This window comes from Solimonas fluminis, assembly GCF_002930645.1.
Classification (GTDB): Bacteria; Pseudomonadota; Gammaproteobacteria; order Nevskiales; family Nevskiaceae; genus Solimonas_A; species Solimonas_A fluminis.
Genome location: NZ_PSNW01000006.1, coordinates 282,691 through 296,525, shown reverse-complemented (window position 1 = coordinate 296,525; position 13,835 = coordinate 282,691). Strand labels below are relative to the sequence as shown.

The following is a 13,835-nucleotide window of genomic DNA, read 5'->3' as shown; positions in this document are numbered from 1 at the left end:
GGTCAGGCAATGCCTGCTGCGGACGATTCTAGCCAGACGCAGTGGAATGTATATCGTCCGTATGGAAGGCGGAGTTACCGATCAGATGCAAACAGCCACGGCCGAAGCCGTTCGTCCTGAGTCTGCCGAAGGGCGAGCGGCTATTGACCCGGACCTTCGGCAGGAATCCGTTCATGCTTCGACAGGCTCAGCATGAACGGACTTGCGAGGGGTCTGTTTACTGCAACATCGCCGTGGTGCGCGCGATGCGCTCGGCCTGTACGCGGTTGAGGTTGCGGAAGATGATCGCGGCGATGCGCGGATAGCGCAGCCTGAGGCGCTCGAGGTCCTGCGAGTCGAAGCGCAGCACGCGCGCCGGCGTCACGGCGTCGACGTTGGCGGTGCGCCGCTGGCCGAAGTAGCCGGCCTCGCCGATCACGGCGCCGCGGCCCAGCGTGGCCAGCGTCTTGCGCTCGCCGCCGCGGTCGATCCAGGCTTCCAGCGTGCCGTCCACCACCACGTAGATGTCGCGCGACAGGTCGCCGTGGCGGATCAGGCGTCCGCCCTCGTGCATCTTCTCCATCTTGGACATCAGCGCGAACACGCGGGCCTGGCGCAGGGACAGGCCCGACAGCAGCGGGATGGTGTGCTGCGGCGACTGGCCCAGGTCCAGGCGCAGCAGGTCCCAGAGGGTGACGATGCGCAGCTTGGAGCCCAGCGCCGGGGTCAGCAGGATGTCCGCGAACCAGGCGACGAACAGCGTGAACGAGGCCAGCACGCCGAACTGCACCTGGTTCTTCAGCTCGCTGCCGGTGAACACCAGGAAGCCGATGCACAGCGACAGCACGGTGAAGGTCACCGGGCGCAGGATGCTGGCCAGCGCGCTCTTGACCGCCGCGGTCTCGTTGCCCTTGGCGCGCGCGTCGGCGTTGAAGCGCGCCAGGAAGTGGATGGTGTCGTCCACCGCGATGCCCAGCACGATGCTGGCGATCATGCTGGTGGTGGGGTTCAGGCTGATGCCGCTGATGCCCAGGATGCCGAAGTACAGCAGCACCGGCAGCAGGTTGGGCAGCATCGCCAGCAGCGCCGCGCGCGGCGAGGTGAACATGAAGGACAGCATCACCCAGATCGCGAACGAGGCCAGCGCCAGCGACGAGATCTGGCCCGAGGTGATGGCGTTGACCGCGCGCGTCGCCAGTACCGGGCTGCCGGTGAGGCTGGCGTTGAGCGGCGGCTTGAGCTCATGCAGGCGCTCTTCCACGCGCTGGATCAGGTCCTGGATCTGCGCGGAGCTGTCGACGTTGATGCGCACCGTCAGCAGGGCGCTGCGGAAGCGCGAGTCGATCGCGCGCTTGATCTCGGAACTGCCGCCGAACACCAGCAGCTGCTTGACCGCGGCGGCCTCGCGCGGCACGGCGTAGTGGGCCGGGTCGCCCTCGTTGAGGCTCTGGTTGATCAGCTTCAGGTGGTCCACGTAGGACACCACGCTGCCGACCTCCGGCTGGCGCCGCAGCCAGTGCTGCAGCGATTCCACCTGGGCGATCAGTTCCGGATCGGTCAGGGCGTCGTTGACGTGGGTCTCGATCAGGATCGAGACGATGCTGGCGCCGTTGAAGGCCTGGTTGATCTGCTCGAAGTCGCGCCGGGCCTCGGCGTCCTCGTGGAAGCTCTTGATGTACTCGGTGCCGACATGGATGCGGCTGGCGAAGTACAGGTCGATGGGCACCGTCAGCAGGGCGATGCCGATGATCCAGTTGCGCCAGCGCAGGTCGAACACCGCCAGGCGCCGGGCCTGCATCAGGAAGAAGCGCTCGCCCAGCGGCCGGCGCACGGTGTTCTGCCGCTGCAGCCGCAGCGCCGAGGGCAGGAACACCAGGGTCAGCAGCATGCCGAAGGTCACGCCCAGGGCCGACAGGCCGGCGAACTGCTGGATCGCCGGCAGGGCCTGCGGCATCAGCGCCAGGAAGCCGGCCACCGTGGTGGCGCCGGACAGCACCAGGCCGGGGCCGACCTTGGACAGCACGTGCAGCACCCGCGCCTCGGCGCTCTGTTCCTTGACCGCGTAGTAGTCGGCCTGCAGGTGCACGGCGTAGGACAGCCCCAGGGTCAGCAGCAGCGGCGGCACGATGGCCGTGACCAGGTTGATGGGGATGTCCAGCAGCACGGCCGAGGCCATGGTCCACAGCAGCGAGATCAGCACCGTGGCGGCACCGGCCAGCATGCCGTAGACGCTGCGGCTGACCAGCAGCAGCATCAGCACGATCAGCACCAGCACGGCCGGCAGCGTGAAGGCCAGCGTATCGAGCAGGGCGTCGACCGTGGCCGCCTTGATCACCGGGCCGCCGGTGATCCAGATTTGCTCCGCGCCGCTGACCTCGCGGGCCAGTTGGCGGATCTTGCCCGTGTAATCCTGCTTGCGGAAATCCTCCTCGCTCAGATCGCCCAGCGAGATCGAGAAGGCCACCGTGCGGCCGTCCTTGGATACCAGCGCGTCGCGGTAGATGGGATTGGCCGCGATCTCGGCCGGGAATGCCTTCACCCGCTCCGGGTCCTCGCTGGCCTGCGCTCCGAAGGTGCTGATCTCCAGCATGTCGCCCTTGGCCAGGGGATTCGGTGCATTGGCCAGCGACGAGGCCTGGCGCACGCCGGGCAACTCGCCGAAGCGCCGGGTCAGCTCATCGATCCTGGCGATGCCTTCGGGCGTGAAGACGCCGTCCATCGCCACCGCCACCAGCACGGCGTCGCTGTCGCCGAAGGTTTCGCGGGCACGCTCGAACACCGCGCGGTCCTCGCCCTTCTCCGGCAGCAGGCGCTCGATCGTCGGGTCGATCTTCAGACGCAGCCGGCCGTCATGCAGGTCGTAGACCGTGACGAAGGCCAGCAGCGACAGCAGGGCCACCACCGCCATGCAGTACAGCGGATGTGCCGCGATCCAGCGGGTGAGCCTTTGCATGGGCCGGGCGTTCCGGAATCCCGACTCAGTTGCCGACGTAGAACGTCGAGGGGTTGAACAGGCGGTCGGCCAGGTCCTTGTCCGCCGCCACGCCGGTCACCTTGATGCGCGTCTGCGTGCCTTCCTTGAGGTCGGCCACCAGCATGTCGGAGAGGTACCAGTGCGGCCCGGCCTGGCGCAGGTCCTTCGCGCTGCCGGAAAAGCGCTTGCGCACGGTCTGGCCCTCGAAGAACTCCGCCTTCAGGGCCATGCAGCTCTTGGGCTCCACCCAGGCGCGGATCGAGCTGTAGCGCGAGGCCTGGTCCGGCTGGGGCGAGAACTGCAGGACCTGCACCGGCGTGCCGTCGAGCGTGGCCTTGCCCTCCAGCTTGGCGTTGGGATCGTAGAAGGCGTTCTGCACCTGCTTGAGATCGTTGTAGGACAGGTCGGTGCCCCACAGCGGACCGTCCATGCTGCCGCCGGTGACGCGGCGCACCTTGTTCAGGGCCGGCACGAAGACGTAGATCTCGTCGCTCTTGGTGCCCTCCTTCATCAGGTAGGCGGCGCCGGCCAGGTCGGGCGGCGAACCGATCTTGAGCATCGCCTTGATGCGGTCCTTGTCGTTGGTGGCATAGAGCCGGCCGCGCAGCTGGCGCTCCCCGCCGGTGCGGTCGCGGGCGATCAGCTCCACTTCCTTGACCTGCACCGAGGAGGGGATGTTGGCGCGCATGCACTCGACGATGGCCGCGGCGGAACCCGCGGCCGGAGCGCCCTGGGCCGGGGCCAGCAACGGCGCGGCCGCCAAGAGGATTCCCGCGAGGATTCTGGTCATGACGCGCTCCCAACCCCTGTTCTGGCGGCGCCAGGAGCGCAGCCGTTTGTTTCGGGACAGAATAATGCATCCGCGGCGCGGGTTTCGCGCGCTGCTTCGCAAAGGGCTGGCGGCACGCGGTTTTTCAGGCCGGCAGGACCTGCAGGGGCACTTCGCCGCGGCGCAGGCGCTCCGCGTGCGCATCCGCGCCGAGCGCCAGGAACCCGGCTTCCGCCGCGGCATGGTGGTGGCGGTGCTCGTCGCCGTCCGCAGCCCAATGGGCCTGCGCCAGGGCCAGCCAGGGCTCCAGGCCCCGGGCGCCGGTGGCATCGATCAGTTCGCGCAGCCGCGCCAGCGCCGCCTCCGGTTCCACCTGCGCACGAAACTCCGGCGGCAGGCGCAGCAGGGCCAGCAGCGCCTGGGACTCCCAGATGCGCGAACCCGAGCGCCGGCCGGAGGCGATACCCTCGCGCGCCATGCGCAGGCCGTCCAGCGGACGCCCGGCGCCGATGTAGGCGGTGGCCAGGGCGGCGCAGTGCCCGGCCTCGAACTGGTGTGCGTAGGCGCCGGGGCGCACCAGGGGCAGCAGGCGCTCCAGCGGCTCGATCGCCTCGTCGAAGCGGCGGTGCAGGCACAGCGCGAGGCCGGTGACGCGCGCCGCGATCTGCTCGAAGAAGGGGCTGCCGAACTGGCTGGAGCGCGCCGTGGCCTTGCCGGCCCAGGCCAGCACCTCGCGGTAGTCGCCGGTCAGCATGGCCAGGTCCACGCGGTTGGCGTGGATCCAGCTCGCGGTGCGGTCGTCGGTCTCGGCGAAGGTCGCCGCGGCGGCCAGCTCGCGCTCGGCCTCGCGGAACTGTCCCAGCCAGCCCAGCATCAGCGCATGGAAGGCGCGCGACATGAAGTTGTCGCCGTCGATGGGGCGCGTGCGCCATTCCACCCCGGCCTCGTCGAGCAGCGCGATGCCATCGCGCGGGCGGCCGGCGGCGGTATGGGTGAGCAGGATGCCCAGACGGAAGCGATTGACCAGCTGCGTCTCGCCGGCCTCCAGCGCCAGGCGCGCCGCGCCGCCCTGCAGCTGGGCGGCGGACTCGCAATCACCGCGGTGCAGCTGCTCGGTGCCGTAGGACATCATCAACTCGGCGATGGTGGCGACGTCGGCGCCCTCCTCCGCCATCAGCCGCGCCTCGTGATAGGCCTTCTCGACCTCGTCCTCCGGCACGTTGGCGAACTGCGCCATGCGGATCAGCCCGGAGCGGGCCAGGATGCGCAGCGGACGCAGGCCCTCGCCGTCCGCGGCGCGGTCCAGGTGCGCCTGCGCCAGCCGGAACTGCTCCAGCCCCAGGCGCATGTCGCGCGGCGAGGCCCAGCGGGCCGCCTGCAGGTTCCAGCGCCCGGCGCGCAGCCAGTCGCCGGCGTGCTGCCAGTGGTGCGCGATGCGCAGCGCCAGCTCGGTCGGCTCCGCGTTCTGCGGGTGCTGCGCTTCCAGCTCCGCCGCGAGCCGGCCGTGGGCGGCGGCGCGGCGCGACTCCAGCTGCGCCTGGTAGGCCACTTCCTGCATCAGCGGATGGCAGAAGGCGTATTCGGACACGTCGCGCTGGTGCACGAAGCCGGCCTCCTCCAGCAGGCCGAGCTGTTCCTCGAACTGCTCGTCCGGCCTCTCGGCCAGCGTCGCCAGCAGCGGCGCGCGGAACTCCTGCCCGATCACCGCGGCCGATTGCAGCAGGGTCTTGGCCTCGTCCGGCAAGCGATCGATGCGCGCCGCCAGCAGCGCATGCACGGTGTCGGGCACGGTCCACTGGCGGATCTCGCGGGCCAGCCGATAGGCGCCGCGCTCGCCTTCCAGCTCGCCGGATTCGGCCAGCGACAGCACCGCCTCCTCGACGAAGAAGGGATTGCCGCCGGCACGCTCGCGCAGCGTCTGCGGCAGGTTCCGCAGGCTGGGATCGTCGCCCAGCAGGTTGCGGGCGAGGCGCTCGATCTGCGCGTCGTCCAGCGCGGTCACCCGCACCTGCTCGTCCAGCCAGGGGATCAGGCTCTCGCTGACGTAGTCCGGCCGGTAGTTCAGCAGCAGCAGGGTCCTGCCGCCGCTGCGCACGCGGGCGCAGAGCTGCGCGACGAACTCCTCGCTGGCGGGATCGAGGAAATGCAGGTCCTCCAGCAGCAGCACCTGCGGCTGCTCGCCGTCGACGCAGGCCAGGTGCTCCGCCAGCAGGCCCATCAACCGGCTGCGTGCCTGCTCCGCCTGGTCCTCCGGCAGGGTGGCGCCGCCCGCGCCCAGGAAGTCGAACACCGCCGGCAGCAGCGGCGCCAGGCCCGGGTTCTGCAGCAGGAAGGTACCGGCCACCATGCGGCGCACCTCCTCGGCGCCGGCCTCGCCGCCCAGCCCCAGGCGGCTGCGCGCCAGCATGCGGATCGGCTGCATCGGCACGGCATTGCGGTAGGGCACGCCGGTGGCCCGGTGCACCGGCAGGCCCGCCACCGCGCAGGCACGCACGAATTCGTGGCACAGCCGCGACTTGCCGATGCCGGCATTGCCGATCACCGCCACCACCTGCCCGTCGCCGCCGCGCACGCGGTCCAGCGCCGACAGCAGCAGGCCCAGTTCGCGCTCGCGCCCGACGAAGGGCGAGCCGGCGCGCGCCAGGCTCAGGTCCAGGCGGGTGCGTCCGGCGTTCTGCCCCTCCAGCTCGTAGACCTCCACGGCATCCTCGACGCCGGAGACCTGCATCGGCCCCAGTTCGCGCAGGCGGAAATAGCCCTCGACCTGGCGTGCCGTAAGCCGCGTCAGGTAGATGCGCCCCGGTTCGCAGATGTGTTCCATGCGCGCCGCCAGGTTCACCGTATGGCCCTGGGCGGTGTAGTCCATGCGCAGGTCGTCGCCGATGCGGCCGACAATGACCTCGCCGGTGTTGAGGCCCACGCGCATCGACAGGTTGAGGCCCTTGCTCAGGCGCAGTTCGTCGGCGAAGCGCCGCACCTCGCGCTGCATCTCCAGGGCCGCGAAGCAGGCACGGCTGGCATGGTCCTCGTGCGCCACCGGGGCGCCGAACAGGGCCATGATGCCGTCGCCGGTGTACTGGTTGACGGTGCCTTCGTAGCGGTGCACCGCAGCCGACAGGATCGAGAAGAAGCGGTCCAGGATCGAGTGCCAGAGTTCCGCGCCGGCCTCCTGCGCCAGGCGCGTGGAGCCCTTCACGTCGGCGAACAGCACCGTGACGCGCTTGCGCTCACCCTGCAGCGCCGCGCGGTTGCGCAGCACCTGCTCGGCGAGATGGCGCGGCGTATAGCTGCGCGCCGCCGCCGGCGCGGCATCCAGCCGCTGGCCGCACTGGTTGCAGAAGCGTGCGCCGTCCGGATTGGGGCTGTTGCAGGAGAGGCATGTGGGCATGCCCCATCATAAGCCTCCGAGGCGGCCGGCAATCAATTACCTGCTGCTTCCGCTCTTGGGCCCGAGAAAGAACCACAGGATCACGCCCAGCAGGGGCAGCACCAGTACCAGCACGATCCACAGGGCCTTCCTGCCCGGCTCGGCGCCGCTCTGGGCGATGTTGATGATGGCGTAGACCACCGCCAGCAGCAGGAGCACGCCGAAGATGCCGCTGTATCCGTAGTTCATTTCCGTCTCCCTTCCATGAGTCCGCCCGACTATGGATCAGGCATTTTGAACGCCGCATGAACGGCACCCACCTCCGGCACGGTATCCTGCCGGCCATGCCGCCACCAACCTTGCCCCTGCACGAACTGTCCCTGGACCATGCCTACGCCGGCCTGGGCGACAGCTACCACGCCCGCGTGAGCCCCAGCCCCCTGCCCGGCGCCCGCCTGCTGCATTTCAACACGGAGGCGGCCACCCTGATCGGCCTGGATCCGGCGGCGGCGGACGACCCGCGCTTCCTGGAGGTGATGGCGGGCAACGCGGAATTGCCCGGCGGCGACTACCTGGCGAGCCTCTACGCCGGTCACCAGTTCGGCCAGTGGGTACCGCAGCTGGGCGACGGCCGCGCCCTGCTGGTCGGTGCCGTCGGCGCTCCCCGGGGCGGCAGCTGGGAGCTGCAGCTCAAGGGCGCCGGCCCCACGCCGTTCTCGCGCTTCGCCGACGGCCGGGCGGTGCTGCGCTCCAGCATCCGCGAGTACCTCTGCAGCGAGGCGATGCACCACCTGGGCATCCCCACCACCCGCGCACTCTGCCTGGTGGGCAGCACGGAACCGGTGCGGCGCGAGACCATCGAGACCGCCGCGGTGGTCTGCCGCATGGCGCCGAGTTTCGTCCGCTTCGGCCACTTCGAGGTGTTCTACTACCGCAACCAGCACTCCCGGCTGCAGCCGCTGGCGGATCATGTGATCCAGCGCCACTTTCCCGAACTATGGCAGCGGCCGGACCGCTACCGCGCCTGGCTGACCGAGGTCTGCGAGCGCACGGCACGCCTGATGGCGGCCTGGCAGACCGTGGGCTTCTGCCACGGCGTGATGAACACCGACAACATGTCGATCCTGGGCCTGACGCTGGACTACGGCCCCTACGGCTTCCTGGACGGCTTCGACGCCGGCCATATCTGCAACCACTCCGACGAGGGCGGCCGCTACGCCTACGACCAGCAGCCGCGCATCGGCCACTGGAACGTCTCGCGGCTGGTGCAGGCGACGCTGCCGCTGCTGCACGAGGAGCCGGAGGCGGCCGTGGAGATCGGCACGGCGATCCTCGAAGCCTACGGCCCGGCGTATGGCCAGGAGGTGGTGCAGCGCTGGCGCGCCAAGATCGGCCTGCGCGAGCACCGCGACGGCGACGAGCAGCTGATCAACCGCTTCCTGAGCCTGCTGCACCAGGGCCGCAGCGACTTCACCCGCAGCTTCCGCCACCTGTCGCGCCTCCGCGCCGGCGACCAGGGCCCGGCCGCCGGCGTGCGTGAGGAAATCCATGCCCAGGAGGCCTTCGATGCCTGGGTCACCGACTACCGTGCGCGCCTGCGGGCGGAACAGTCCGACGACGCCTCGCGCGCCGCGGCCATGGATGCGGTCAATCCCAAGTACGTGCTGCGCAACCACCTGGCGCAGCGCTGCATCGAGCAGGCCGAGGCCGGGGACTTCGGCGAGATCGACCGGCTGATGCGCCTGCTGGCCCGCCCCTTCGACGAGCAGCCGGAGTCCGGGGCCTACGCCGCGGAGCCGCCGCCGGAGGCCCGGCACATCAGCGTCAGCTGCTCCTCCTGAAGCGCTTCCGGGCCGTCATACCTTGATCGGATGAGGCAGTGTTCACTGCCTTGGCCGAAGCTGCCCCCACTAGAAGATCCGGGGGAGAGCCCATGACCATCCGACCTGCCACGCTTGCCGCATTCGCGGCGGCCCTGCTGCTGTCCGCCTGCACCGGCTCCGACGCCCCCGCCGGCGCCGACGCGGTGCCCGGCGAGCCCGCGCTGCAGACCGACCCGGCCAAGCTCGCGGCCGGGTTGGACTGCACCGGTTTCAGCCATCCCGACAAGCCCGCGGTGCTGCTGGTGCACGGCACCTTCACCGCCGGTTTCGAACAGTACGAATGGACCTACAAGCCGCTGCTGGTGGACCGCGGCTACGACGTCTGCACCGTCACCTACCCGGACCGCGGACTGGGCGACATGCAGGTCTCGGCCGAGTATGTGGTCTACGCGCTGCGCGAGATGCGCGCCCGCAGCGGCCGCAAGGTAGCGGTGATCGGCCACAGCCAGGGCGTGGCGGTGCCGCGCTGGGCGATCAAGTGGTGGCCCTCGGCGCGCAACGCGGTGGATGATTTCGTGATGCAGGCGGGGCCCAACTACGGCATCAGCATCGCCGCGCTCGGCCAGCTGCCGCTGCTTCCGGCCCTGGTCGGCCTGCCCGAGGTGTTCTACCAGTTCGACGGCAACTCGGCCTTCATGCAGGCCACCAACCGCGGCGACCAGACGCCGGGCGACATCTCCTACACCGCGATGTACAGCCAGTTCGACGAACTGGTGCGGCCGGTGGAGACCGCGGCGATCGAGCCCGGCCAGGACAACCCGAAGGTGACCAACATCCTGATCCAGGACATCTGCCCCGGCCGCATCGTGGAGCATGCCACCATCGGCCTGGTCGATGCCGTGGCCTTCGAGCTGGCGCTGGACGCCATCGCACACCCGGGCCCTGCCGATGTGGAGCGTGCCGGCGGTGCCTCGCTCTGCGGCCTGCTGCCGGTGGTGCCGAACCTGGTGATCCCCTCCCTGCCCGACCTGCTGACCGGCCTGATCACCATCGCGATGCGCGAGCCGGGCAATGGCCTGCCTGGCTTGCACCTGGCGCGCGCGGAGCCGGAACTGCGCGCCTACGCCCGGTAGTGCCGGCGCCCGGGCCGTCGCCACGACGGCCCGGGCTGCCCTCGGAACGGCCGGCACTGGATCGGCATTCAGGCTGCGGCACGCCGGATGCCGTAAAGTGGCACGGTCGAGAGTCCGTCCATGCCTGCCGAATCCCCCAAGGCCATCCTGCTGTTGGCGCAACACGATGCGTCCCGCATGGACGCGCTGCGCACCGCGCTGCAGGACCATTACACGCTGCTGTTCGCGGCCACCGGCGAGATGGCGCTGGCCTTTGCCCATGACGATCTCGCGCCAGCGCTGATCCTGCTGCCGGCGGCCCTGCCCGACATGGCCGGAACGGAAGCCTGCCGCCGCCTCAAGGCCGACTCGCGCACCCGCGACATCCCGGTGGTCTTCGTCGCCGCCGGCGAGGAGATCGACGACGAGGGATGCCTCGCCGCGGGCGCCGCGGACTGCCTGCCGGGCCCCTTGCGCCCGGCCCTGCTGCGCGTGCGCGTGGCGGCGCAGCTGGCATTGGCCGACCAGGAACACCACATGGCCGAGCTGGTCCGCAAGCGCACGCAAGACCTGGAGGAAAGCCGCCTGCAATTGATGCGGCGCCTCGGCCGCGCGGCGGAATGGCATGCCAATCCCGAGGGCGACACCGCCGACCATGCCGGCGCGCTGACCCTGCTGCTGGCGCGTGCCGCCGGGCTGGACGAGGACGCCGCGCAGAACCTCTCGCTGGCCGCGCTGCTGCGCGACGTCGGCAAGATCGGCGTGCCGGACAGCATCCTCTACAAGACCGAGGCCCTCACGCTGGACGACTGGGAGCTGATGCGCTGCCACCCGCTGATCGGCGCGCAGATCATCGGACGGCACCCGCACCCGCTGATGACGACGGCTCGCCTGGTGGCGCTGACCCACCACGAGCACTGGGACGGCCTGGGCTACCCGCAAGGCCTGGCCGGCGAAGCGATCCCGCTGGAGGGCCGCATCGTCGCCATCGCCGACACCTTCTGCGCCATCATCTCGCCGCGCAGCTACCGCGCGGCGCGCTCGCCGGCGCAGGCGGTGGCGCTGATCCAGGAGCGCGCGGGCAGCTACTACGATCCCGACCTGACCCGGCACCTGACGGCCCTGCTGCCGGAAATCGAAGCACTGCTGGCGCGCCCCGCCGCCCCCTGATCAGGGCTGATACCCCAAACGGCGGATGCAGGAGGCGGCGCCCCTGCCGGACACTGCGGCACGAACCAGAACCGCCGGCGGCACATGAGCGAGACCCCCCATCCCATCGTCATCGTCGGTGCCGGACAGGCCGGCGCCGAAACCGCCGTCGAGCTGCGCAAGATCGGCTACCCGGGCCGCGTCGTCATCGTCGGCGAGGAAGCCTACCTGCCCTACAAGCGCCCGCCGCTGTCCAAGGCCTACCTCGCCGGCAGCGTGACCGCCGAAAGCCTCTACGTGATGCAGCAGGCCAATCTCGATAAGGCCGGCATCGAGGTCCTGACCGGCCGCCGGGCCGAGAGCTTGGACCGCGCCGGCAAGACGCTCACGCTGTCCGATGGCGGCCGCCTGGCCTACTCGAAGCTGTGCCTGGCCACCGGCGGCCGTGCCCGCCTGCTGAGCCTGCCGGGCGCCGACAAGCCCAACGTCTACCCGCTGCGCTCGATCGCCGACGTCGAGGCGATCCGCGCACACTGCCAGCCCGGCAAGCGCGCGGTGATCGTCGGCGGCGGCTTCATCGGCCTGGAAGTGGCGGCGGTGGCGGTCAAGCTGGGCCTGGAGGTCACCGTGCTGGAAAGCCTGCCGCGCGTGCTGGCGCGCGTGACCGTGCCGGAGATCTCGGAGTTCTACGAGAAGGCGCACCGCGATGCCGGCGTGGACCTGCGCACCGGCGTGCAGATCAGCGCCCTTGAGGGCGCGGAACGCGTGACCCACGTCGTGCTGGGCGACGGCTCCCGCATCGAGGCGGACTTCGTCGTGGCCGGCATCGGCCTGATCGCCAATGTCGAGCTGGCCCAGGCCGCGGGCCTGGCGGTGGACAACGGCATCGTGGTGGACGAGTTCACCCAGACCTCGGACCCGGACATCGTCGCCGCCGGCGACTGCACCAATCACCCGAACATCCACTACGGTCGCCGTATGCGGCTGGAGTCGGTGCAGAACGCGATGGAACAGGGCCGCGCCGCCGCGCATGCGCTGGCCGGCCAGCCCAGGCGCTACGACATGGTGCCTTGGTTCTGGTCCGACCAGTACGACCTCAAGCTGCAGATGGTGGGCCTGTCCGCCGGCTTCGACCGCTTCGTGCTGCGCGGCGATCCCGCCACGCGCTCCTTCGCCGCCTTCTACCTGGGCGACGGCAGGCTGATCGCCGCCGATACCGTGAGCCGGCCGCAGGACTTCATGTTCGCCAAGAAGCTGGTGGCGCTGCGCGCCGAGATCGATCCGGCCGTGCTCGCCGACGAGTCGGTGCCGCTGAAATCGCTGATTCCCGCGTAAGCGGAAAAGCCAGGGCCAGGGGGGCCTCATGCTGATGTTCACGCGCCCAGGGCGCATCGCGGTACCGCGCAGCCTGCGCGCATTGACCACCATCGACCACGACGCGGAATGCCGGCCGCAGGATGTCGGCATGAGCGAGGACGGCGTGCGCCGCATCTGGCGCGCGGTGGAATCCCTGTACCGCGGCGGCCTGCAGCCGGCGATCACCCTGGTGATCCGCCGCCACGGCCGCGTCGTGATGAAACGGGCGCTGGGCGCCGTATCCGGCAACCTGCCGGAGGACGAAGGCCCGCTGGTGCCGCTGCAGCCCGACTCGCCGATCTGCCTGTTCTCCGCCTCCAAGGCGATCTCGGCGCTGCTGCTGCACAAGCTGATCGAGCAGGGCCGGCTGAAGCTCGAGGACCGCATCGCCGACTTCATCCCGGACTTCGCGCAATGCGGCAAGGGCCGCGTCACCGTGTGCCAGCTGCTGGGCCATCGCGCCGGCATCCCGGACATTCCGCATATCGACCCCAAGCCGGAGCTGCTGCTGGAATGGGACGAGATCGTGCGCCTGCTCTGCGAGGCCCAGCCCTTCGATCCGGACTTCGACAAGCAGGCCTACCACGCGCTGACCGCGGGCTTCATCGTCGGCGAACTGCTGCGCCGCATCACCGGGCGGGAGCTGCCGGAACTGCTGCGCGAGTGGATCGCCGAGCCGCTGGACTGCCGCTACATGACCTACGGCCTGGCACGCGAGCACCGCCACCTGTCGCCGCGCAACGCCTGCACCGGCATCCCGCCGGTCTGGCCGCTGACCCGCATGGCCAAGCAGGTGCTCGGCGTGCCCTTCAGTGCTGCGGTGGAAGCCTCCAACGCCGAAGCCTTCTACGACGCGGTGGTGCCGGCGGGAAACATCTGGGCCACGGCGGACGAGACCAGCCGCGTATTCCAGATGCTGCTCAACGGCGGCCACTACAACGGCCGGCAGCTGTTCAAGCCCGAAACCGTGCGCGGGATGACCGCCCGCGTCGGCCGCAGCTGGCAGTTCGACCGCACCCTGGGCCTGCCCATGCCGTTTTCCGCCGGCTTCATGCTGGGCAGCGACCCGGTGGGGCTCTACGGCCCCGGCAGCGGCCAGGCCTACGGCCACATCGGCTTCATGACCGTGATCTGCTGGGCCGACCCGGCGCGCGATATCTCGGTGGCGCTGCTCAACACCGGCAAGTCGCTGTCGCCTTCCGCCCTGCTCGGCGCCGTGCGGGTGGTGGGAGCGATCGGGCAGGCCTGTCCGAAGATCGGAGCCTAGGGCGTTCTGGGTTTCGGCCTTTACGGAACAGGCATAGTC

General features: G+C 70.2%; 9 protein-coding genes. 5 read left to right on the top strand and 4 right to left on the bottom strand.

What is annotated here, in order from left to right; genetic code table 11:
- Positions 1 to 217: 217 nt before the first annotated feature.
- From C3942_RS13110 to C3942_RS13095, 4 genes are all read right to left on the bottom strand, one after another.
- Positions 218 to 2,932 carry an MMPL family transporter gene (locus tag C3942_RS13110; protein ID WP_104230787.1) on the bottom strand — a complete coding sequence of 905 codons (2,715 nt, stop codon included), beginning with the start codon at positions 2,930 to 2,932 and terminating at the stop codon, positions 218 to 220.
- A 25-nt stretch (positions 2,933 to 2,957) separates the two neighbouring features.
- A complete protein-coding gene (locus C3942_RS13105) occupies positions 2,958 to 3,743 on the bottom strand; it encodes an outer membrane lipoprotein-sorting protein (RefSeq protein WP_165797445.1) in 786 nt (261 codons plus the stop codon).
- A gap of 124 nt (positions 3,744 to 3,867) precedes the next feature.
- A complete protein-coding gene (locus C3942_RS13100; protein ID WP_104230785.1) occupies positions 3,868 to 7,110 on the bottom strand; it encodes an adenylate/guanylate cyclase domain-containing protein in 3,243 nt (1,080 codons plus the stop codon).
- Between the two features lie 36 nt (positions 7,111 to 7,146).
- Positions 7,147 to 7,338 (bottom strand): PLDc N-terminal domain-containing protein, encoded by a 192-nt coding sequence (locus C3942_RS13095; RefSeq protein WP_104230784.1) that lies wholly within the window; start codon positions 7,336 to 7,338, stop codon positions 7,147 to 7,149.
- 56 nt (positions 7,339 to 7,394) lie between these two features.
- Here C3942_RS13095 and C3942_RS13090 point away from each other — a divergent pair, with 56 nt between their 5' ends.
- From C3942_RS13090 to C3942_RS13070, 5 genes are all read left to right on the top strand, one after another.
- A complete protein-coding gene (locus C3942_RS13090; protein WP_243393597.1) occupies positions 7,395 to 8,930 on the top strand; it encodes a protein adenylyltransferase SelO in 1,536 nt (511 codons plus the stop codon).
- Between the two features lie 92 nt (positions 8,931 to 9,022).
- The gene (locus C3942_RS13085; RefSeq protein WP_104230783.1) at positions 9,023 to 10,045 is read left to right on the top strand and encodes an esterase/lipase family protein; all 1,023 of its coding nucleotides are present in this window, start codon (positions 9,023 to 9,025) and stop codon (positions 10,043 to 10,045) included.
- 120 nt (positions 10,046 to 10,165) lie between these two features.
- Positions 10,166 to 11,194 (top strand): response regulator, encoded by a 1,029-nt coding sequence (locus C3942_RS13080; protein ID WP_104230782.1) that lies wholly within the window; start codon positions 10,166 to 10,168, stop codon positions 11,192 to 11,194.
- 84 nt (positions 11,195 to 11,278) lie between these two features.
- Positions 11,279 to 12,508, top strand: coding sequence for an NAD(P)/FAD-dependent oxidoreductase (locus C3942_RS13075; protein WP_104230781.1), 1,230 nt, complete (start codon positions 11,279 to 11,281; stop codon positions 12,506 to 12,508).
- A gap of 28 nt (positions 12,509 to 12,536) precedes the next feature.
- Complete coding sequence (locus C3942_RS13070) at positions 12,537 to 13,796, top strand: serine hydrolase domain-containing protein (protein ID WP_104230780.1); 1,260 nt, start codon at positions 12,537 to 12,539, stop codon at positions 13,794 to 13,796.
- The last annotated feature ends 39 nt before the right edge of the window (positions 13,797 to 13,835 follow it).